This window comes from Ruegeria sp. YKSD163 (assembly GCF_059612905.1).
The window spans coordinates 204,467-224,904 of sequence record NZ_JBXWRM010000007.1 but is presented as its reverse complement, the minus strand read 5'-3'; the positions used below and the strand labels follow the sequence as shown (position 1 = coordinate 224,904).

The window sequence follows — 20,438 nt, the reverse complement described above, 5'->3', positions numbered from 1 at the left end:
GCGCACAAGGGTGACAAACAGAAAAGGCCGCTCCCCCGGAGCGGCCTTTTTCATGTCCACAAACGATCCGACACCCGAGATTATTCGACGAATAATCTCGCAGCCCGCCACCGATCAGGGCTGCGGTCGACCGGCGGTCTGCTTCATATGTGGGAAAACTCAGTGGAAGAGTGGTAGCGTGAGGCGGACTTGAACCGCCGACCCCAGCATTATGAGTGCTGTGCTCTAACCAACTGAGCTATCACGCCGCAACCACGCGCGGTGACTACCTAAGCCCTGCGACGGTGTCAAACGGAATCCAGACCTTTGGTGCCAATTTTTTCTTTGGCAGAAAAGGGGGAGGGGGCTCTGCCCCCGTCGCCGCAAGCAGCGACTCCCCCGGAGTATTTCTGGCGAAATGAAGAGCGGTTCATGCGCTCTTCTGAATCTCGACACTGTGTGGATAGGGGATCGAGATACCTCCGGCATCGAAGGCTTCCTTGACCTCGCGGGTCAGCGCGAACTTCAGCTCCCAATAGTCCTCGGCCTTGCACCACAGGCGTGCGGTCAGATCGACCGAGCTGTCGCCCAGATTGGTGACCCGGACCCAGGGGGCGGGATCGGCCAGAACACGGTTGTCTGCCCGGGCGGTTCTTTCGACAATCTCCATCGCTTTTCCCGCATCGTCGCCATAGTCGATGCCGAATGTCAGGTCGACGCGGCGGGTGTCATGCGCCGAGTAGTTGGTGATGATCGCACCCCAGGCCTGGCCGTTGGGGATAATTATCTGGACATTGTCCGGTGTCACCAACTCGGTGGTGAAGAGGTTGAGATCACGCACGGTTCCCGAGGTTCCGCCGATATCGACGAATTGACCGAGCTTGTAGGGCCGGAACACCACCAGCATTACCCCCGCTGCCAGGTCGCTGAGCGTCCCCTGCAATGCGAGGCCGATGGCCAGCGAGGCGGCGCCCAATACGGCGACGATACTGGTTGCCTCGATCCCGAAGATGCCCAGAACGGCGACCAGGACCATGGCGAGGATCGCCCATCTCACGAGGCTGGCAGTGAAGTTGCCGAGTGTCGGGTCGATTTGCGGGGTCGCGTTGATGCGCCGGCGGACCAGGCCGGCGATCATACCGGCAACGGTCCAACCCAGGATCAGCACAACCAGCGCTTTGCCCGCGCTTACGATGAGCGGCCAGATGACATCGGCCTGGTTCAGATAGTCCTGCATGGTCTTGTTTGCTCCTGTTGATGCGGGTTGCCTTGAATGAATGAACCGCACCTGGGGTTCCGGAGCGGTCGAAACGACAAGCGTGCTGCTCAGCGTTGCAGCGAGTCGCGGATTTCCAGCAACACGTCAAGTTCCGACGGGCCTGCGGGCGCGGCTGGCTCGGCGGCGGCCTCGTCCCTGGCGGCGGACTCCTTGGCGCGATTAACCGCCTTTACCAGCATGAACACCACCCAGGCGATGATCAGGAAGTTGAACACCGCCATGATGAAGGCTCCATAGGCAAAGACCGAGGCTCCGGCCTCGCGGGCGGCAGACAGCGTGTCAAATGTAGTGCCATCGCCACCAAGGACGACGAAATTGTTGGTAAAGTCGACGCCACCGGTAAACAGCCCGACAATGGGATTGATCAGGTCGTCGACCAGCGATTTCACGATCGCGGTAAAGGCTGCGCCGATGATGATCCCGACCGCCATGTCCATGACATTTCCCTTGGCGACGAAGGCCTTGAACTCTTTTAGCATGGTCAGTTCCGTGTCTGAATTTGAACCGTTGTTGTCTTGCCAGACTTTGTGGCCGGTCCGGCATAGGGTCAGAAATAGCAGGGTGCAGGGTATCCGCACGGGGAAAAATAACGCGGAAATACGCGTTTTTGCAGCTGTCTCGGCTTGACCCGGCATACAGACGTCGGTCAAGGCCTGTTCGCTTCTACACAGCCAGTTGGTCAGGGGCGCACAATGCGACCTCTTCTTTCGCCCGGCAGGCAGCATAGGTCGTGTTCGAAACCAAAACTGGAGACACGCCATGTTTGATCTTGCAGAATTCCCTATCAGCCGCCGCTGGCCCGCTGCAAACCCCGATATCCTGCAACTCTATTCCTTTCCCACGCCAAACGGGGTCAAGGTTTCGATCCTGCTGGAGGAGCTGGGCCTGCCCTATGAGGCACATACCGTCACGCTGTCGGACGCGGATGTAAAAAGCCCCGAATTCCTGTCTTTGAACCCCAACAACAAGATCCCCGCGATCATCGACCCGAACGGGCCGGACGGTCAGCCGCTGACGCTGTTCGAAAGCGGGGCGATCCTGCTGTATCTGGCGGAGAAGTCCGGGCGTTTCATCGGTGAGACCGCCGCTGACAAGGCACGCGTCGTGCAATGGCTGATGTTCCAGATGGGTGGGGTCGGGCCGATGTTCGGCCAGCTCGGGTTCTTTTACAAGTTTGCCGGAGCCGAGATCGAGGATCCGCGCCCGCGTGATCGCTATATTGCCGAGGCGCGGCGGATTCTGGCGGTGCTGGACGGGCAGCTGGCGACGCGGGACTGGATCGCGGGCGACTACTCGATCGCGGATATCGCTATCGCCCCATGGCTGCGTGGGCTCGATTATTACGGCGCGCGCGAGGTTCTGGGCTGGGACGGGTTCCCCAATGTTGTCGCCTATCTTGACCGGTTCCTGGCCCGGCCTGCGGTGCAGCGCGGGCTGACGATCCCGGCGCGCGAGGGATGATCCCCCTCAGACCCGGCGCGACAGGGGTAGAAAGACAAATACGCCCAGCATCGTTAGCACGATGACAAAGGCGGCAAATTCGAAAGCGGCGGACACTGTTCCGGCGCTTTCGGCCCATTTACCGCCCAGACCGGGCAGGATCGCGAAACAGGCGTAATAGACAGTGTAGAACAGGCCCATGCCGATGGCCCGTTGCTCGGGTTTCAGAACGCGGGCGGGCAAGCTGATTAATCCCGCAACCGGGACGCCCGACAAGAGACCGATCAAGGCCATGGTGATCAGCATCGGCGGGACGCGGGGAAACAGGAACAGGGCGAGGCCAAAGAGACCAAGGCCGGTCAACAGCACCGTCGCGGGCCGTCCGGTGCGATCCGTCAGCCAGCCGCCAAATGTGCCGGTAGCGACGACGGTCCAGGACACGATGCTGATCGACAGGCCCGCCAGCTCCAGTGGCATCCCCCGGTCGACAAGCGATGTGGGACCAAAGGACAGCAAGGCGGCGAGGCTGGCGTTGAACGCGCCCCACGAGAACCCGGCAACAAGCACCGCGCCAAGAATAGCACCCTGCGGCACGGCCCGGGCAGGCGTACCCGTGGTGACGGGTGCTGTTTCGGGGCGGCGATAGAACAGGAAAAAGGCCACCAGGGCCGTCGCGATCAGGCCGGTTTCGACCGCGAACGGCAGGGCGACGCCACCCTGGGCCGCCAGCCACGGCTGTACCACAAGCGACAGGCCGATACCGGCAGGCCAGGAGTTGATGAAGATCACCATGGCGGTTGCGATCTGACGATTGGCAAACCAGTCGAGCACCAGCTTGCTCATCAGGACGTTCATCAGGATGCCGCCGATACCGGCCATCAACCGGGCGGCGCTGAACACGCTCAACGGCGGTTGCAGCGCCATGATCAACGACCCCGCCGTCATCAGCGCCAGCCCGAAGAGGATCACCCTTTCATCACCGAACCGGCGGGCGATGCCGCCGCCCGGCAAGGCGACCACCACCCCCGGCAGGAAATAGAGCCCCACGATCCAGCCGAGCCCGGCGATATCCAACGTATAGGTGTCAGACAGCACCGGACCGATGCCGCCGATGGTCGCGAACTGAAAGGCCATGGTGCAGCGCACCAGAAACAGCAGGACAAGAATACGCCAGTGCAACGCCATCGTTCCCCCTCCGACAGCAAATGCGACCAGCATCAGTATAATCCGTTGTCCGTCAACGCAAATCGCGTACCGGTCAGCCGGGCAAGGCCCCAGTCAGCACATAGCGCAGGACGGCGACCACCTGCGCGGGTGTTTCGGCAACCGCAAGGGCGGCGGCGTGTACCTCTTTCAGGGCATGCTGGTGTTCGGGTGGGCTGAGCACGATGATCGACTTGCCCAGCGCGGCGGCATAGCCCGCGTCGAAGGCGGCATTCCACTGCTTGTACTTGTCGCCAAAGCGGACCACGATAACATCCGCATCGGATATGCCCTTGCGGGTGCGGATTGCGTTTACCATGGCGCCCTTGTGGTCGTGCCAATACTTGTCCGACTCGGCGCCCAGGATCGCCACACCACAATCGTCGCTGGCGGCATGGTCGGTGACCGGGCCTGAGAAGCGCACGTCAAGCTCCTTTGCACCGGCAACGATCTGCTCGCGCCAATCGGTGTGGATCTCTCCCGACAGATAGACGTTCAGGGTCATACGGCTCTCCTTGCTTTGTTCCGGGTGGAGCCTAGGGCGCAGGGTGGCGTGGAACAACCCCGACGCTTCAGCGACGGCGGGCAACGAGGAAGCGGCGCGGGTCCTTGGCGGGAAAGCTTTCTTGCTCGACCATGTCAAAGCCCGCGCGGGTGATTGCGCGTTCCAGTTGCGCCTCTGTCGAAAAGGTAACCGGGGGTGCCTTGCCCAGCAGTTGCATCACCGGCAGGGCGAGGCGGATCACGGTGAGCTTCAGGCTGTTGCGGCCCTTGCTCAAGCAGAAAGTCTTGGAGATGAACAACCCGCCAGGCTTTAGCCGGTCATGGATCGCGGCCAGGCTGGCATCGAGATCATTGACCAGATGCAGCAGGTTGAAGGCCAGTACCGCATCGAACGTCCCTTCGGGCGGTGTCTCGGCCCGGGCTTCTACAAACTCGACGTTCTCCACCCCCTGTTCCGCCGCCTTGCGCCGCCCCACGGCCAGCATTGCAGGCGCAATGTCGGTGGCGACGATCCCAGCCACCTTCGGCGCCAGCCGCAAGGCGGTGGTGCCGGTGCCGCAGCCCAGTTCTAGAACCCGGTCGATGGGCTTCAGGTGGGCGGCGGTGCGTTCGAGTGTATAGTCATAGGATGCCATGTCCGCGATCGGGCTGCGGGCGTATTTTTCGGCAATCCGGTTCCAGAATGTGACGCTGTCAACCATGCGTGTCTCCTTTTGGCGGCACAATAGATATACGCAGAGTCATTAGAAATTGCCGAAATTCGCAGTTTGCTTATACAGGAATGCATGAATGATCTGACCAAGCTGGACTGGAACCACATCCGCGCCTTTCTGAAAACCGCCGAGGCGGGATCGCTGTCGGCGGCCGCGCGGCGATTGAACCTGACACAGCCGACGCTCAGCCGCCAGGTCGCGGCGCTGGAGCAGGATCTGGGCGTCTTGCTGTTCGAGCGGATCGGGCGGGCGCTGGTGCTTACCGAGGCGGGGGCCGATCTGCTGGAGCATACGCGCGCCATGGGGGCGGCAGCGGAGCGGGTGGCGCTGGCAGCTTCGGGCCAGGCGCAATCCATCGAGGGGCGCGTCAGGATCACCGCCAGCGACGTGATGTCGGCCTATGTGCTGCCCGAGGCGCTGCGCCGCATCCGTGCGCAGGCGCCCCGGCTGGAGATCGAGGTGATTGCCGCCAACGATATCCGCGATCTGATGCGGCGCGAGGCGGATATCGCGATCCGCCATGTGCGCCCCGAACAGCCCGATCTGATCGCCCGATTGGTGCGCGAAGCGACGGCGCATTTCTACGCAGCCTCCGCCTATCTCGACCGGCGCGGGCGTCCGGTGACCAAGGCTGATCTGGCGACGCATGACTTCATCGCCTTTGGCGATGTCAGCGAGATGCTTGGGCACTTGGCGCCGCTGGGCTTGCCGCTGACGCGTGCGAATTTCCGGCTCGGCTCGCAAAGCGGCGTGGTGGCCTGGGACTATGTGCGGCAGGGGTTCGGCATAGCACCGATGAGCGATGATGTGGCCGCGTTGACCGAAGGTGTGGAGCGGTTATTGCCAGAGATGGAGCCGCTGCTGTTCCCGGTCTGGCTGACTGCGCATCGCGAGGTGCACACCAGCCGGCGCATCCGTCTGGTGTTCGACATATTGGCCGATTTCCTGGCCGCTTGAAATGCAAAAGGGCACGCCAGGAGGCGCGCCCTTGTACCGTGAGACGAGAGCCGGATCAGCCGCGCAGGGTTCCGCCGGTGGCCTTGGCGACCTTCTCGACGATCTTGGCGCTGACGGCCTCGATATCCTTTTCCTTGAGCGTTGCCTCGGTCGGTTGCAGGCGCACGGTGATGGCGAGCGATTTCTTGCCTTCGCCCAGCGAACCGCCAATGAACTCGTCAAAGACGCGCACATCCTCGATCAGCGCCTTGTCGGCCCCGGCGGCGGCATTGACCAGTGTCAGCGCCTCGACGCCTGCATCGACCACAAAGGCAAAATCGCGTTCGACCGCTTGCAGGTCGCGCAGTGCAAGCGCCTCGCGCGTGGTGCCCGATTTGCGGGGCAGCGGCACTTCTTCGGGCCAGAGCACGAAGGCGACCGCCGGTCCCTTGACGTCCATTGCCTGCAACACGCGGGGGTGCAGCTCGCCAAAGATGCCCAGAACCTTTTTCGGGCCAAGGCAGATACGGCCATGGCGGCCCGGATGCCACCAGCCCTCGGCCCCGCGCAGGATCTGCACCTTGGCGGGCGCGCCCATGGCGGCCAGCACCGCCTCGGCATCGGCCTTGGCGTCATAGACATCGACCGGGCGCGCGGCGCCATGCACGTCCTTGGGTCCGGTACGGCCGACCAAGAGGCCCGCGATCTGCGCCCGTTGTTCGCCCGGCTCGCCGCCGTGGAACACCGGCCCCGCCTCGAACAGGGCCAGATCGGCAAAGCCGCGCGCCTGATTACGGGCAGCGGCAGCCAGCAGGCCCGGCAGCAGGTCGGGGCGCATATGGCTCATTTCCGACGAGATCGGATTTTCCAGCATGGTCGCATCAGTACCGCCACCGAACAGCGCCGCCGAGGCCTGGTCGATGAAAGTATAGCTGACGCATTCGTTGTACCCCAGCGAGGCCGCCGTACGGCGCGCCATCGACAGGCGGCGCTGTTGCGGTGTCATCACCGGTTTCGGCACGCCAGAGGTCAGACGCGGAAGCGGCTTGCCCACCAGCTTGGTCAGCGACGCGATGCGGGCCACTTCCTCGACCAGATCGGCCTCGCCCTGCACATCCGGGCGCCAGCTGGGCACATGCGCCATGTTGCCTTCGAGCCGGAAGCCAAGGCGCGTCAGCGTCTGGCGCTGTTCGCTTTCGGGGATGTCCATGCCGACCAGCGACCGCACGCGTTCGGCGTCCAGCTTGTAGGCGCGGGAATGGTTGGGAACCGCACCCGCGATCACCACGCTCGAGGCCTCGCCGCCGCAGATATCGAGGATCATCTGGGTCGCGTGTTCCAGCCCTTCGAGCGTGTATTCCGGATCGACCCCGCGCTCGAAGCGATAGCGCGCGTCCGAGTTGATCTTGAGTGCGCGGCCCGCAAGCGCGATCTGCACATTGTCCCAATAGGCGCTTTCGAGGAAGACATTCACCGTCTCCTCGGTACAGCCAGTGGCGTCACCGCCCATGATACCGGCGATGCTCTCGGGCCCTTCATCGTCCGAGATCACCATCATGCCGGGCTGGAAGGTGTATTCCTTCTCGTCCAGCGCCTTGAGCGTTTCGCCCCCTGCCGCGCGGTGGACGCGCAGGTTGCCCTTGACCTTGTCCGCGTCAAAGACGTGCAGCGGGCGGTTGTGGTCATAGGTCATGTAATTGGTGATATCGACCAGCGCCGAGATCGGGCGCAGGCCGATGGCGCGCAGCTGGTCCTGCAACCATTGCGGGCTGGGGCCATTGCGCACGTCACGGATCAGGCGGCCGGTGAACAGCGGGCAGCCGTCGCGGGTATCCTCGTCGATGGTGACCTTGATCGGGCAGTCAAAATCGCCTGGCACCGGCGCATAGGCGCGGGTTTTCAGCGTACCAATGCCGCGCGCGGCCAAGTCGCGGGCGATGCCCGCCACGCCCAGCGCGTCGGGGCGGTTGGGGGTGATCGCGATCTCGATCACCGGGTCGACCTTGGCCGGGTCGTTCTCGGCCAGCCAATCGATGAACAGCTCGCCCACCTCGCCCGAGGGCAGTTCGATGATGCCGTCATGTTCCTCAGACAGTTCCAGCTCGCGCTCGGAACACATCATGCCGTGGCTTTCGACACCGCGGATATTGCCGACCGAGAGGGTCACGTCGATGCCGGGCACATAGTCGCCCGGTTTTGCCAAAACCACGGTGATGCCTTCGCGCGCGTTGGGGGCGCCGCAGACGATCTGTTTCTCGCCCTCGTTGGTTTCCACCACGCAGACGCGCAGGCGGTCGGCATCGGGGTGTTGCTGGGCCGATTTGACATGGGCCAGAGTGAACCCGGCCAGACGCGCGGCTGGGTTCTCGATGCCTTCGACTTCGAGCCCCAGATCGGTCAACGCCTCGGCGATTTCGTCCACGCTGGCGGTGGTGTCCAGGTGGTCCTTCAGCCAGGAGAGGGTGAATTTCATGTCGTCGTCCTGTCCTTGATGCGGGTCAGCCCGTCGCCGGTTCCGGTACGCTGCTGCCAAGGTTCGTTTTGGTCAGACCGGCTTTAGCGGATTAGGTCAGGATGGAAAAGAGTGGACCGCATATGTGCGGGCTGTCAGCTTGCGTTGCGCAGCCGTTCCAGCACCCGCAACGAGGCGTAGCCGTCAGGCGCCAGGCCCTGATCCAGCTGATAGTCGCGCACCGCGTTGATGGTCAGCGGTCCGATCTTGCCGTCGATCTTTTGCGTATCGAACCCGGCGGCGGTCAGGCGCTCTTGCAGCTCGATCCGTTCGTCCAGGGTCAGCGCCCGGTCGGCGCGTGGCCAGCTGCCCCGGATCGGCCCCCCACCGGCGATGCGGTCGGCCAGATGGCCGACCCCGATCACATAGGCATCGGCGGTGTTATAGGTCTCGATCACCGCGAAATTGTCAAAGATCATGAAGGCCGCGCCGCTATGCCCGGCGGGCAGCAGGATGCTGGCGGGGCCATGGTCGGGCACCGCGTGGCCCTGAACGTCGCGCACGCCCTGAGCGGCCCAATCCGACGGCATCCTTGTCAACTCGCGCCGTGCGCTTGTCAGGTCGAACCCCTTTGGCAACTGCACCTCGACCCCCCAGGGTTGGCCGCTGACCCAGCCATTGGCCTTGAGATAAGCAGCGGTCGAGGCCAGCGCGTCGCTGGGGTCGTCCGACCAGATATCGCGGCGCCCGTCGCCGGTGAAATCCACCGCGTGATCCTGATATGAGGTCGGCATGAACTGGGTATGGCCCATCGCGCCCGCCCAGCTGCCGCGCAGATCGCGCAGCCGGGCATCGCCGCTGTCAAGAATGCGTAGGGCGGCGATCAGCTGTTCTTCGAAGAACGCGGCGCGACGCGTGTCAAAGGCCAACGAAGCCAGCGAACGTAGGGTGCTGTCGCTCCCGCGTACCGCGCCATAGGCGCTTTCCAGTCCCCAGATGGCGGCGACCACATGGCGGTCGACGCCCCATTGTGCCTCGATCCGGGTCAGCAGGTCGGTATGGCGCGCGACGGCCTTGCGGCCATTGGCGATGCGGGCCTCGGACACGGCAGTGTCGAGGTAATCCCAGATCGTTTTGGTGAACTCCGCCTGGTTGCGGTCGCGCCGGACCACTTCGGCATCATAGCGGAGGCCGGGCAAGGCGGCATCCAGCGTAGCCGGGGTGATGCCGAGAGCCAGCGCACGGGCGCGAAACCCGGCCAACCAGGTTTGAAACTGCGCTTCGAGATCCTGAGAGGCAGGCGTGAGTGTAACCGGCCGCAATACTGGGCGCAGCGATTGCGCCACCGCCGGTATCAGCGTGGCGGGTGTTTCCGCCGCAACGCTGCCGCCCAGGCATAACGCCAGAGATGTCAGGAACCGGATCATGGGTCGCGCCCTGCTTTGCTGCTCGGCCCCAGCCTACCGCGAAAGCGGCGGCGGACAAAGTACTCACGCTTGCTGCGCGCGAATCTGTGCCAGCGCATCGCGCAGCATCGGCACCCTGCGCGGGCGAAAGCTCTGCCCGGTGACCACCAGATCGCGCATCCGGTCCAGCCGGAACACCCGCACATCCTTTCGCAACAGGCACCAGGCAATCAGCACGCTGGAGCGATCCATATAGACGATGGACAGCGGATAGACAGTGCGCGAGGTGGCGGCGCCATGCATGTCGGTATAGTCGAAGCTGACCGCCATCTCGTCCCAGGCGGCGGCGCGCAGCTGGGCCACCGGGATTGTCGGTGGCTGGGGCCGGTCAAACCGGGTCGCGGTCAGCACCGCATGTGACAGGCGGTGCGACTGGCGCGGCGGCAGACGGCCCTGAAGCTTGCGCAAGGCGGCGCTGGCGGCCTGGCTGAGTGCCGGGTCGCCGATCAGTTCCGCCTCGCGCAGACCCAGAACCAGCGCCTCTAACTCGTCATCGGTAAAGCCGAGCGGGGGCAGGGTGGCGTCCTCGATCAGGGTAAAGCCAAACCCTGCTTCGCCGTCGATCACGGCGCCAAGACCGCGCAGCGCGTCGATGTCGCGATGGATGGTACGGGAAGAGACGCCCAGATCCTGTGCCAGCGCCGTCGAGGTATGCGGCGCCGGGCCCGAGCGCAGGGCCTGCATCAGCTGGAACAATCTTGCGGTTTTGGACATGGCGCAGGGTAACCCGATGCTGATGACAGAAACTGGCATCATGCTGCCCTATCCAGTCGGCAGTTGAAACCAAGGACCGGACAGATGTTGACCCTGATGATGTTTCCCAAGGCCTTCGGGCTATACTCTGCCAGCCCGTTTTGCGTGAAAGCGGCCTATCTGATGCAACTGAGCAGGCACACCTGGCAACGACAGGACATGAACGATCCGCGCCGCATGCCTCATGGCAAACTGCCCGTCCTGCGCACGCCGGAACGGCTGGTGCCCGACAGCGATGGTATCCGCGCCTGGCTGGAGTCGCGGGGCGCGGAATTCGACCGTGGTCTGACCGATGCCCAGCGGGCCAGTGCGCGGGCGCTGATCCATATGGCCGAGGATCACCTGTATCCCTATCTGGTGCTGGATCGATGGGGCGATGACGCGGTCTGGGCAATCATTTGCGACACATTCTTTGGTGAGATCCCGCGCCTGTTGCGCAAACCGGTCACCAATCGGATCCGGGCGCAAGTGCTGCGCGGGCTCGACTTTCAGGGCATGGGCCGGTTTTCCGAAACAGATCGGCGCGACCGGGTCGAGCGCAGTTTCGAAGCGGTGACCGCACTGTTGTGGCAGAAACCCTTCATCTTTGGTGATACGCCAACCGGTGCCGATCTGTCGGTCGCGCCGATGCTGGCCGCGATGCGGGCGACACCGGTCGCGACCCCGCTGCAACGCCGCGTCGCGGGTGACCGGCTATTGTCGGACTATGTCGACAGGATGGACGCGACCATTCCCCTGACATGACCAGCCCTTTGGATTAAAAGCTTGTTTCGGTTTGCGGCCTGTCCGACCGCACAGCGCGGGTCTGGTCAACTTGCGCGCGCTGGCTGGCCATCTGTTGCGCCAACCCCGGATCACGGCTCGAAACGAACGGCGCGCCCCATGCCTGGAGGAACATGAGGCGCGCGCAAGGCGCGACAACCGAGGGAGGTCCGGTTTATCGCGAATGACCCGCGCGCCCATCAAACCGCAGGGGCGCGCGGATCGGAGGTTAGTTGACCGACTTTGCCTCGATCCGTTCGGGCGTGTCGGCGGATTTGACCGAAGCGATCTCGATCCGGCGCGGTTTCAGCGCCTCGGGAATCTCGCGCTTCAGGTCGATATGCAGCATGCCGTTTTCGTGGCTGGCTCCGGTCACGCGCACGTGATCGGCCAGAGTGAAGCGGCGTTCGAACGCACGGGTGGCGATGCCGCGATGCAGATAGGTCCGTTCGGCCTCGTCGGCGGCCTTGCGGGCCGAGATCACCAGGGCATTTTCCTTGACCTCGACCGACAGGTCGCTATCGGCGAAACCGGCCACCGCGATCGAGATGCGATAGGCGTCTGCGGCGGTTTTCTCGATGTTATAGGGCGGATAGCTGGGCTGCCCCACGTCGCTTGACATGACCCTGTCCATCAGATCGGCGATCTGGTCGAAACCGATGCTGGCGCGGTGCAGCGGGGCGAAATCGAAACTGCGCATATGTCGTAATCCTCTTCTTCGAGCGATTGATGCCAAAGCCCTCCGTCACGGACGGGCGGTTTCAGGCCCGGACCCCGCTTTGCGGCGGCCCGGTCAAATTGACATGGGAAAGCGCAGAAGTGTTTTCAAGAGCCGCCGGGACGCAGGAACTTGGCCCCAGAGGCGCCCGACGACAGGCCGCCGCCCACTTGCAGGCGGCGGATATTGGCCGCCGGCGCCAGGGCATTGGCGCGCAGCTTCTGTTTCAGGGCGGCGACGGTTTCGGCCAGTTCCATGCCATAGCCGATAGAGCGGCCTTCGATCACGGCACCGGCGGAAACCAGCGACAACACGCGGCCCCGGCTGCCTTCGCGCGCAAGGATGGCCGCGCCGGACGAGCCAAAGGTCACGTCACAGTCAAAGGCGATCAGCCCCTCTTGCCGCCAGAGCATCTGGCAGGCGCGCTGGCGCGATATCGCCTCGGCCCGACCGCGCCCGTAGGACGAGACGCTGATTTCGCTGCCGGTCACGTCGCCCGAATGCAGGGCGAAGGGGTCGGCCAGCGCGGTCGGCACCGGATTGTCCAGCCGCATCAGGGCGACATCGACCCGGATACGCTCGGCCGAGACAGCGCCCGCGGGCTGGAATTCGGAAGGTGTCACGATCTGCACGACACGGCGGTCGGCTATGGAGGTGCCATCGCGGAAACCGGCGCGAAAGGTGATCTCGCCCGCGCGGTAATGTGCGCTGGTGCGCCCGTCAAAGGCGCAATGGGCGGCGGTCAGAACCAGGTCGGGGGCAATCAGGGTGCCAGTGCAAAATCCCTGTTCGGCAATGTCAAGCCGCCCGACTGCCTCCCACCCGAACAGGTCGTCGCGGTCGGTCAGGCGGCGGAGCCCGGAATTCTGTGCCAGGGCAGGCAGGGCCAGCAGGGCCGAGAGTGCAAGGGCGCATAGTGCCTTCATGGTTTGACAAACTTGGCGCCCGATGCGCTGCCCCGATTGCTGACGGACAGGCGGTTGACGCGAGGTACCGTCGGATTGGCAACCCGTTTACGACTGTCCAGTTCTCCCATCAGATAGGTCAGAGTGTCATCGAGCGAGGTGCCAAGCGCCACGCGTGCGCCATCGACCTCGGCCTTGGCCGAAACCACCGAGACAATGCGTGGTGTAGTGTCCGACAGGCTGAAGACCGGAGACCCCGAGGCGCCGAAGTCCACATCGCAGGTCATGACCAGCACGCCCTGCTGCCGGGCCATGACCGCGCAGGACCTTTGCAGCGAGGGCGCCTCGGCCCGGTCATGGGCATAGGAGACCACCTGGACCGCATCGCCCCGCATCGGGTGGCTGCCGGTCTCAAACGGGATGACGGTGGTGTTGCGGATCGGCTGGCTCAGCTTCAAAAGCGCCAGGTCGTTGCGTACCCGGTCGGCGGTGACCGAACCTTCGTAAAGATAGTCGGGGTGATGAACCGCCCGCGCAACCCTGCGATAGGCCGAGGCGCGCCCGCGCCGCCAACCTGCCAGGAACTCGATCCGGGCCGGGTCGATCCGCTGTCCGGTGGTTTTGTCGTAAAGACAATGGGCGGCGGTCAGCACCAGATCGGGCGCGATCAGGGCGCCGGTACAGAACCCGGTCCCGTCGATATCCAGCCGCCCGACTGCAAGCCAGCTGCGCCCGGCATCGGTGGTTTCAAGGCTGGTCAGCCCGCTGTCCTGCGCACCCGCGATGGTCGCCGCGGTGGCAAGAACGAATGCCAGTATGGATTTGCGCACGCGGTCCTCCGCACCTGTTGTCGGGGACAGAAGTAGTGGGCCCATTGGGCGAAAATGGGGCGCGGTCGGGACTTCTTGACGGATATGCGCGAGCTGCCGCTTGCGCCAAACGGTCAGGCTTGGCAGGGTCGCATCAGTTGCCGCGTGGCTGACGACACCGACATAACAAGGGTTCCGAATTGTCTCTGCATCTATCGGTCGAGCAATGACATTGTCTGCTACACGGTCATGGCTGGTGCTGGCGGGGCTGGCGCTTGGGGTGACAGTGACCAACGGGTTTGCCCGCTTTGCCTATGGTCTGCTGCTGCCAGCGATGAAATCGGAGATGCAGTGGAACTATGCCCAGGCGGGCTGGCTGAACACGGCCAATGCGCTGGGCTATATCGCGGGCGCGGTGCTAACCATGATGGCGATCCGGCGCGTCGGCCCGGTGCGCTTGTTCGTCATCGGTCTGATTGCCACCACACTGGCGCTGCTGGCTACCGGAGCGAATGCCGAACTGTGGTGGCAGACATCTTGGCGCATTCTTGCCGGGTTCTTTGGCGCGATGTCCTTTTCCACTGCCGGAACGCTGACCGCTGGCCTGTTCCGCGACGATCCGAGGCGTAACGCGCTGGCGATCGCGATCTTGTTCGGGTCAGGCGGAGGCTTCGGCATTGTGCTGGCCGGAGCCGCGCTGCCGCTGTTTCTGGAGGCATATGGCCCGGCAGCATGGCCGCTGGCCTGGTATCTGATTGGCGGCGCCAGCCTGACCTTCCTGCCGCTGGCCCTGTGGGCGGCGGTGCAACAACGCGCCCCTGTCCAGTCGCAGGCGGGGCAAGCCCCGTTGCCGCTGCGCCGGATGCTGCCGGAACTGGCGGGTTATGCCGGGTTTGGTCTGGGATACATCGTCTATCTGACCTTTCTGTCGGCCTGGATGACCGAGCAGGCGGCCAGCGCACCCTTTATCGCTCTGGTCTGGGTAATCCTGGGGCTGTGCATCTCGGTCTCGCCGCTGGTGTGGCGGCCGGTGCTGGCGCGCCATGCCTCGGGCCTGCCGTTGGCGATGATCCTGACCGGCATCGCCGTCGGCTCCGCCTTGCCGGTGGTGTTGCCCAATGGTCCGGCCCTGTTGGTCTCGGCGGTGGTCTTTGGTCTGTCGGTATTTATGGCGCCGGGGGCGGTGACCAATTTCGCGCGCCAGAACCTGCCTCCCGAAAGCTGGGGCCGGGCGATCAGCCTGTTCACGGTGGTGTTTGCCGTTGCCCAGACGCTCGGCCCCTATGGGGCCGGGTTGGTCGGTGATCTGGTCGGCGACATCGGCGTCAGCCTGCTGGTCGCCGCCGGCCTCTTGCTGGCCGGGGCGGCGATTGCATCGCGGCAGCGGCCGCTTTAACGCAGGATCGGTACTTCGGGCGCGCGCTTGCCCGGCGCGGTCATCGCCGGTGGCTGTGGCCCGCCCGTGGCCCAGTCCAGCAGTTCCACCGTGTGCATGATCGGCAGTTCGGTGCCCGAGCCAATCTGCATCATGCAACCGATATTGCCCGCCGCGATCAGGTCGGGCTTCTTTGCCTCAAGCGTGCGGACCTTGCGCGCCTTGAGCTTGCCCGAGATCTCGGGCTGCATCAGGTTATAGGTCCCGGCCGAGCCGCAGCAGAGATGGCTGTCGGCAGGTTCGACCACCTTGAACCCCGCGCGTTTCAGCAGGTCCTTGGGATAGGTCTTGATCTTTTGCCCGTGTTGCAGCGAGCAGGCAGCGTGATAGGCCACGGTCAGCCCCTTGTCGGTACCTTCGGGCAGGTCGAGCTGCATCAACAACTCGCTTATGTCCATCGCGATGGACGACACGCGGGCGGCCTCGGCTGCCAGCGGCTCGTTGCGGAACATGTGGCCGTAATCCTTGACGGTGGTGCCGCAGCCGCTGGTGTTGATCACGATCGCGTCCAGCCCCGCACCATCCATTTCGCGCACCCAGGCGCGGATGTTCTTTGCCGCCGTCGCGTGGCTTTCACCGGTGCGCCCCATGTGATGGGTCAGCGCGCCGCAGCAGCCCGCCCCCTCGGCCACCACGACCTCGCAACCCAGCCGGGTCAGCAGGCGGATGGTGGCGTCGTTGATATCGGTGTTCAGCGCCTTTTGCGCACAGCCGGTCATCAGGGCGACGCGTTTCTTGCGCGCGCCGGTCGGGGCAAAGCTCTGCGGATCGTCGTTGCGGCTCACTGGCGGGATATGTTTCGGCGCCATGTCGAGCATCGCGCGCAGCCGCGCATCGGGCATCAACCCGCGGAACGGACGGCCGATCTTGGCCCCCAGCAAAGCCAGCCGGAACCGTGTTGGATAGGGCAGGACGCGCGCCAGAATCCAGCGCAGCGCCCGGTCGCTGAACGGGCGGCGGTAATTCTGTTCGATATACTCGCGCGCGTGATCGACCAGATGCATGTAATTCACGCCCGAGGGGCAGGTGGTCATGCAGGCCAGACAACTCAGGCAACGGTCGATATGCTTGACCGTCTTTGCGTCGGGAACCCGGCTGTTTTCCAGCATGTCCTTGATCAGGTAGATGCGCCCGCGCGGGCTGTCGAGTTCGTCGCCCAGCACCTGATATGTCGGACAGGTGGCGGTACAGAACCCGCAATGTACGCAGGAACGCAGGATCTCGTTGGCGCGCTGGATGCCGGGATCGCTCAGCTGTTCGGCGGTGAAATTCGTCTGCATCGCTTACCCCATCAGTCCCGGGTTGAAGTGCCCTTTCGGGTCGAACCGCTGCCGCAGGCCGCGTGACAGCGCGGCAAGCGGGGCCGGTTCCGGCTGGAACATGGCGCGCTGCGTCCGATCCCCTCGGATCAGGGTCGCATGGCCCGCAAATTCGCCCAGCCGCGCGCGCAGGTCGGTGCCTTTGGGCATCAGCGCCCAGATCAACCCGCCGCCCCAGTCGAACAGCAATGCCTCGGCCTTGCAACGCGCGGCCAGCTCGGGCGCATCGCCCGGTTTCACCGAAATTCGCCAGACCTCGCCTTCGCGCCCGTGAAATGGCGCCACATCGCGAATACCCGGCCAGGGATCGTCCTCCAGCCGCGCGACGGCTCCGAATGGTGCCAACAGTCGGCTCAGCGCCTCTGCCCGATAGGCGACCGAGGCCTCGAAGCCCTCGATCCGAACCAGCGCCGATCCCAAGGCTGGGTCATAGGCCGCACCGGTCACCTCATAGGGAGAGCCAAGCCCGGCCGACAACGCGCGCACTGCGGATGCCGCATCGGGTACCGAAACGGTCAGAGTGGCTTGTGTCTCGGCCCTTGGCAGCACTTTCAGCGAGACCTCGCTCAGCACCCCCAACGTGCCCCAGGACCCGGCCATCAGCTTGACCAGGTCATAGCCGGTGACATTCTTCATCACCCGACCACCATTGCTGATCACCTGGCCCAGCCCGTCGACATAGCGCACCCCCAGTAGGAAATCGCGTGCCGCGCCCGCCTGTATCCGGCGGGGGCCCGAGATATTGCCGGCCACCACGCCGCCGATGGTGGGCGTGCCCTCGGTCCCCATCAATCCGCGATGATCCATCGGCTCAAAGGCGAGCCGCTGCCCCTCAGCTGCCAGCGCCGCCTCGATCTCGGCCACGGGCGTTCCCGCTTTGGCAACAAGAGTCAGCGCGCCGGGTTCATAAAGCGTGATGCCACTCAACCCCGAGATATCCAACTCGGCCTCGGGTCCCGGAATGCCGCGCGTGCCACCGCCCAGAATTCGCACCGGCCCGCTCAGCCCGGCCACGATCTCGGCCAGTTCAGCCTCTGTCTCGGGTTTCATCTTTTCACTTTGCTCCAAATACTCCGGGGGGAATTGGCCGCAGGCCAAGGGGGGCGGCGCCCCCGTTACTCTGCCGCAACCTGTACCGCGCGGCGGCTTTCCGAGACCGACAGTGGAAACACCTTGGCAGGGTTCAACAGCCACTGCGGGTCGAACACGTCCTTGACCGCCATCTGCGCCTCAAGATCTTCTGCTGCATATTGGTGCAGCATCAGGTCGCGCTTCTCGATCCCTACCCCGTGTTCGCCGGTCAGGCAGCCGCCCGCATCGACGCAGAGTTTCAGGATATCAGCACCAAATGCCTCACATTTTTCCAGGTCACCGGGCTTGTTGGCATCAAACAGGATCAGTGGGTGCATGTTGCCGTCGCCTGCGTGGAACACGTTACCCACCTTCAGCCCGTATTCCTGGCTGAGTTCGCCAATCCGGCGCAGCACCATTGGCAGGGCGGAAACGGGGATGGTGCCGTCGAGGCACATGTAGTCATTGATCTGCCCCATGGCGCCAAAGGCCGATTTGCGGCCCAGCCAGATGCGGGCGCTTTCATCGGCCGACTGGCTTTCGCGCAGTTCCAGCGGGTTATGGCGCCGGGCGATCTCGATGATGCGGGTCAACTGGTCGTCGATTTCGGCCTCGGACCCCTCGACCTCGACAATCAGCAGCGCCTCGCATTGCGGATAACCCGCCTTGGCAAAGGCTTCGCAGGCCTCGATACAGAGCCGGTCCATGAATTCGATCGCCACTGGCAGAACGCCTGCCTTGATGATGTCGCTGACACAGGCGCCCGCGACCTCGTTGCTGTCGAACGCCATCAGCACCGGGCGCGCACCCTCGGGCTTGCGCAGGATGCGCAGGGTGGCTTCGGTGACGACGCCCAATTGCCCCTCGGACCCGCAGATGACGCCCAGCAGGTCCAGCCCGCCCGCATCCAGATGTGCGCCGCCGATCTCGACCACGGTGCCGTCCATCAGCACCATGGTGACGCCTAGCAGGTTGTTGGTGGTCACCCCGTATTTCAGGCAATGCGCCCCGCCCGAGTTCATCGCGATATTGCCCGCGATGGCGCAGGCCAGCTGCGACGAGGGGTCGGGGGCGTAGAAGAAATCCTCGACCTCGACCGCGCCGGTGACGCTCAGGTTGGTGCGGCCCGATTGCACCCGGATGATGCGGTTGTCATAGTCCGTCTCCAGCACCTCGTTCATCCGCGCGACGCCCAGGATCACGCTGTCGGCGGTGGGCAACGCACCCCCCGCCAGCGAGGTGCCTGAACCGCGCGGCACCACTGGCACGCCCTCTTCATGGCAGATGCGCAGCACGTCCGAGACGTCCTGTGTCGAGGCGGGCAGCACCACAAGCAGTGGCGGACAGCGATAGGCGGTCAGCGCGTCGCATTCATAGGCGCGGGTCTCGGACAGGTCGTCGATCACCGCATCGGCGGGCAAGACCTGCCGCAGACGTTGCACAAGGCGCGGCTTCTTGGCCAGAACGGTTGGATTCGGGGCGGGCATATCCATCGGGGATCCTCCATCTGGTAAAGTAATATTACCAATTTTGCGATCTGGCAAGGCAAAGCGGTAAGACGTACTGTCGCGCCCATGACCTGGATCGACCGCGCCCTTGCTTTTGCCCCGATGGACTACCTAGCCGTTGCCGTCTTGCTGGCGGGGTGGCTGTGGATCGGCTGGCGGATCGAGAATCCATCGCCGGGGAGGCCTTCGGTCTCGGCCTTGATGGCGGATTTCCGACGCGACTGGATGCGCCAGATGGTGACCCGGCAGCCGCGCGTTTTCGATGCGCAGCTGATCTCGATCATGCGGCAGGGGACATCCTTCTTTGCTTCGACGGCGGTGATTGCGGTGGGCGGTGGGTTGGCGCTGATCGGCAATACCGACCGGTTGTCGGACATCGCGCAGGATCTGGCGCTGACCAGCGCGCCGGCGCTGGTGTGGGAGGTCAAGATATTGATTGTGCTTCTGTTCCTGTCCAATGCCTTCCTGAAATTCGTCTGGGCCAATCGCCTGTTCGGGTACTGCGCGGTGCTGATGGCCGCTGTTCCGAACGAGCCCGAGGATGCGCGCTGTCTGCCGCGCGCGGCACAGGCGGCCGAGATCTGCATCACCGCTGCGCGAAGCTTCAACAAGGGGCTGCGCTCGACCTATTTCGCGCTCGCTTCGGTGGCCTGGTTGGTCGGGCCACTGGCGCTGATCGGGGCGGGGGTGTTGACGGTTGCGGTGCTCTACCGACGCGAATTCGCCTCCCACTCGCGAACGGTTCTGCTAACCCTGCCAGCCGAAGGGAGCCTGGACACGGCATCGTGAGCGTGCCGACGGGACGACCGGGTTAGGCTGTTGCTATGCGATTTCTGATTCCGTTCCTTCTCCTGGCGGCCCCGGTTCTGGCCGACCCGCCCGCGATCGAGAAAGTCACCGCGCACCAAAGTGGCGATGGTTGGCGCTTCGATGTCACCCTGCGCCACCCCGATACCGGCTGGGATCACTATGCCGATGGCTGGCGGGTGTTGGATATGCAGGGGCAGGAGTTGGGGATGCGTACCTTGTTCCATCCGCATGAGACCGAGCAGCCCTTTACCCGCTCGCTGGGTGGGGTGGCTGTCCCAGCGGGCACCCGGCAGGTACAGATCGAGGCGCGTTGCAATGTGGATGGTTGGGCGCCGCTGCGTCTGGTCGTGGACCTGCCTTGACCTGAACGGACACG

Annotated in this window: 20 protein-coding genes and 1 tRNA gene; 6 read left to right on the top strand and 15 right to left on the bottom strand. The window is 64.2% G+C overall.

What is annotated here, in order from left to right; genetic code table 11:
* Nucleotides 1–171: 171 nt before the first annotated feature.
* From AC2FNA_RS11920 to mscL, 3 genes are all read right to left on the bottom strand, one after another.
* Nucleotides 172–248, bottom strand: a tRNA-Met gene (locus tag AC2FNA_RS11920).
* Nucleotides 249–409: 161 nt separating this feature from the next.
* On the bottom strand, nucleotides 410–1,216 hold the full coding sequence (locus tag AC2FNA_RS11915) for a mechanosensitive ion channel family protein (protein ID WP_496826766.1): 807 nt from the start codon (nucleotides 1,214–1,216) through the stop codon (nucleotides 410–412).
* 89 nt (nucleotides 1,217–1,305) lie between these two features.
* Nucleotides 1,306–1,737, bottom strand: coding sequence for a large conductance mechanosensitive channel protein MscL (gene mscL, locus AC2FNA_RS11910; RefSeq protein ID WP_496826764.1), 432 nt, complete (start codon nucleotides 1,735–1,737; stop codon nucleotides 1,306–1,308).
* Between the two features lie 280 nt (nucleotides 1,738–2,017).
* Here mscL and AC2FNA_RS11905 point away from each other — a divergent pair, with 280 nt between their 5' ends.
* Nucleotides 2,018–2,719 carry a glutathione S-transferase family protein gene (locus tag AC2FNA_RS11905; RefSeq protein WP_496826763.1) on the top strand — a complete coding sequence of 234 codons (702 nt, stop codon included), beginning with the start codon at nucleotides 2,018–2,020 and terminating at the stop codon, nucleotides 2,717–2,719.
* Nucleotides 2,720–2,725: 6 nt separating this feature from the next.
* Here the strand turns inward: AC2FNA_RS11905 and AC2FNA_RS11900 are convergent, their stop codons facing one another.
* The 3 genes from AC2FNA_RS11900 to AC2FNA_RS11890 all read right to left on the bottom strand — a co-directional run bounded on the left by AC2FNA_RS11900 (nucleotide 2,726) and on the right by AC2FNA_RS11890 (nucleotide 5,106).
* Entirely contained in the window at nucleotides 2,726–3,883 is a 1,158-nt protein-coding gene (locus AC2FNA_RS11900; RefSeq protein WP_496826761.1) for an MFS transporter, read from the bottom strand.
* Nucleotides 3,884–3,956: 73 nt separating this feature from the next.
* On the bottom strand, nucleotides 3,957–4,406 hold the full coding sequence (locus tag AC2FNA_RS11895; RefSeq protein ID WP_496826759.1) for a YtoQ family protein: 450 nt from the start codon (nucleotides 4,404–4,406) through the stop codon (nucleotides 3,957–3,959).
* 67 nt (nucleotides 4,407–4,473) lie between these two features.
* Nucleotides 4,474–5,106, bottom strand: coding sequence for a class I SAM-dependent methyltransferase (locus AC2FNA_RS11890; protein WP_496826757.1), 633 nt, complete (start codon nucleotides 5,104–5,106; stop codon nucleotides 4,474–4,476).
* Between the two features lie 84 nt (nucleotides 5,107–5,190).
* On the opposite strand from AC2FNA_RS11890, the gene AC2FNA_RS11885 reads away from it, so the two are divergent.
* Nucleotides 5,191–6,075 carry a LysR family transcriptional regulator gene (locus AC2FNA_RS11885; protein WP_496826755.1) on the top strand — a complete coding sequence of 295 codons (885 nt, stop codon included), beginning with the start codon at nucleotides 5,191–5,193 and terminating at the stop codon, nucleotides 6,073–6,075.
* Nucleotides 6,076–6,130: 55 nt separating this feature from the next.
* Here the strand turns inward: AC2FNA_RS11885 and pheT are convergent, their stop codons facing one another.
* From pheT to AC2FNA_RS11870, 3 genes are all read right to left on the bottom strand, one after another.
* Nucleotides 6,131–8,527 (bottom strand): phenylalanine--tRNA ligase subunit beta, encoded by a 2,397-nt coding sequence (gene pheT, locus AC2FNA_RS11880; RefSeq protein WP_496826753.1) that lies wholly within the window; start codon nucleotides 8,525–8,527, stop codon nucleotides 6,131–6,133.
* A gap of 134 nt (nucleotides 8,528–8,661) precedes the next feature.
* Complete coding sequence (locus AC2FNA_RS11875) at nucleotides 8,662–9,933, bottom strand: lytic murein transglycosylase (RefSeq protein ID WP_496826751.1); 1,272 nt, start codon at nucleotides 9,931–9,933, stop codon at nucleotides 8,662–8,664.
* Nucleotides 9,934–9,996: 63 nt separating this feature from the next.
* Nucleotides 9,997–10,686, bottom strand: a complete 690-nt coding sequence (locus tag AC2FNA_RS11870; RefSeq protein ID WP_496826749.1) for a helix-turn-helix transcriptional regulator — start codon at nucleotides 10,684–10,686, stop codon at nucleotides 9,997–9,999.
* Nucleotides 10,687–10,770: 84 nt separating this feature from the next.
* On the opposite strand from AC2FNA_RS11870, the gene AC2FNA_RS11865 reads away from it, so the two are divergent.
* Nucleotides 10,771–11,469, top strand: a complete 699-nt coding sequence (locus AC2FNA_RS11865; RefSeq protein ID WP_496826747.1) for a glutathione S-transferase family protein — start codon at nucleotides 10,771–10,773, stop codon at nucleotides 11,467–11,469.
* Between the two features lie 247 nt (nucleotides 11,470–11,716).
* Here AC2FNA_RS11865 and AC2FNA_RS11860 read toward each other — a convergent pair whose 3' ends face one another.
* The 3 genes from AC2FNA_RS11860 to AC2FNA_RS11850 all read right to left on the bottom strand — a co-directional run bounded on the left by AC2FNA_RS11860 (nucleotide 11,717) and on the right by AC2FNA_RS11850 (nucleotide 13,940).
* The gene (locus AC2FNA_RS11860) at nucleotides 11,717–12,187 is read right to left on the bottom strand and encodes an Hsp20 family protein (RefSeq protein ID WP_496826745.1); all 471 of its coding nucleotides are present in this window, start codon (nucleotides 12,185–12,187) and stop codon (nucleotides 11,717–11,719) included.
* 125 nt (nucleotides 12,188–12,312) lie between these two features.
* Nucleotides 12,313–13,131: a trypsin-like serine peptidase gene (locus AC2FNA_RS11855; protein WP_496826743.1), complete on the bottom strand. Its 819-nt coding sequence runs from the start codon at nucleotides 13,129–13,131 to the stop codon at nucleotides 12,313–12,315.
* A complete protein-coding gene (locus AC2FNA_RS11850; protein WP_496826741.1) occupies nucleotides 13,128–13,940 on the bottom strand; it encodes a trypsin-like serine peptidase in 813 nt (270 codons plus the stop codon). The genes AC2FNA_RS11855 and AC2FNA_RS11850 overlap by 4 nt, the downstream gene beginning before the upstream one ends.
* 205 nt (nucleotides 13,941–14,145) lie before the next feature.
* On the opposite strand from AC2FNA_RS11850, the gene AC2FNA_RS11845 reads away from it, so the two are divergent.
* Nucleotides 14,146–15,315 (top strand): YbfB/YjiJ family MFS transporter, encoded by a 1,170-nt coding sequence (locus AC2FNA_RS11845; protein WP_496826739.1) that lies wholly within the window; start codon nucleotides 14,146–14,148, stop codon nucleotides 15,313–15,315.
* On the opposite strand, the gene glcF is transcribed toward AC2FNA_RS11845, so the two are convergent.
* From glcF to AC2FNA_RS11830, 3 genes are all read right to left on the bottom strand, one after another.
* On the bottom strand, nucleotides 15,312–16,634 hold the full coding sequence (glcF, locus tag AC2FNA_RS11840) for a glycolate oxidase subunit GlcF (RefSeq protein WP_496826737.1): 1,323 nt from the start codon (nucleotides 16,632–16,634) through the stop codon (nucleotides 15,312–15,314). The two genes, AC2FNA_RS11845 and glcF, sit on opposite strands and share 4 nt — an antisense overlap.
* 3 nt (nucleotides 16,635–16,637) lie before the next feature.
* Nucleotides 16,638–17,723: an FAD-binding protein gene (locus AC2FNA_RS11835; protein ID WP_496826735.1), complete on the bottom strand. Its 1,086-nt coding sequence runs from the start codon at nucleotides 17,721–17,723 to the stop codon at nucleotides 16,638–16,640.
* 65 nt (nucleotides 17,724–17,788) lie between these two features.
* On the bottom strand, nucleotides 17,789–19,237 hold the full coding sequence (locus tag AC2FNA_RS11830; RefSeq protein ID WP_496826733.1) for an FAD-linked oxidase C-terminal domain-containing protein: 1,449 nt from the start codon (nucleotides 19,235–19,237) through the stop codon (nucleotides 17,789–17,791).
* 81 nt (nucleotides 19,238–19,318) lie between these two features.
* Between AC2FNA_RS11830 and AC2FNA_RS11825 the strand changes: the two genes are divergently transcribed.
* Together AC2FNA_RS11825 and AC2FNA_RS11820 are read left to right on the top strand one after the other, a co-directional pair.
* Entirely contained in the window at nucleotides 19,319–20,041 is a 723-nt protein-coding gene (locus AC2FNA_RS11825; protein ID WP_496826731.1) for a DUF599 domain-containing protein, read from the top strand.
* A gap of 35 nt (nucleotides 20,042–20,076) precedes the next feature.
* Nucleotides 20,077–20,424, top strand: coding sequence for a hypothetical protein (locus AC2FNA_RS11820; RefSeq protein WP_496826729.1), 348 nt, complete (start codon nucleotides 20,077–20,079; stop codon nucleotides 20,422–20,424).
* Nucleotides 20,425–20,438: the final 14 nt, after the last annotated feature.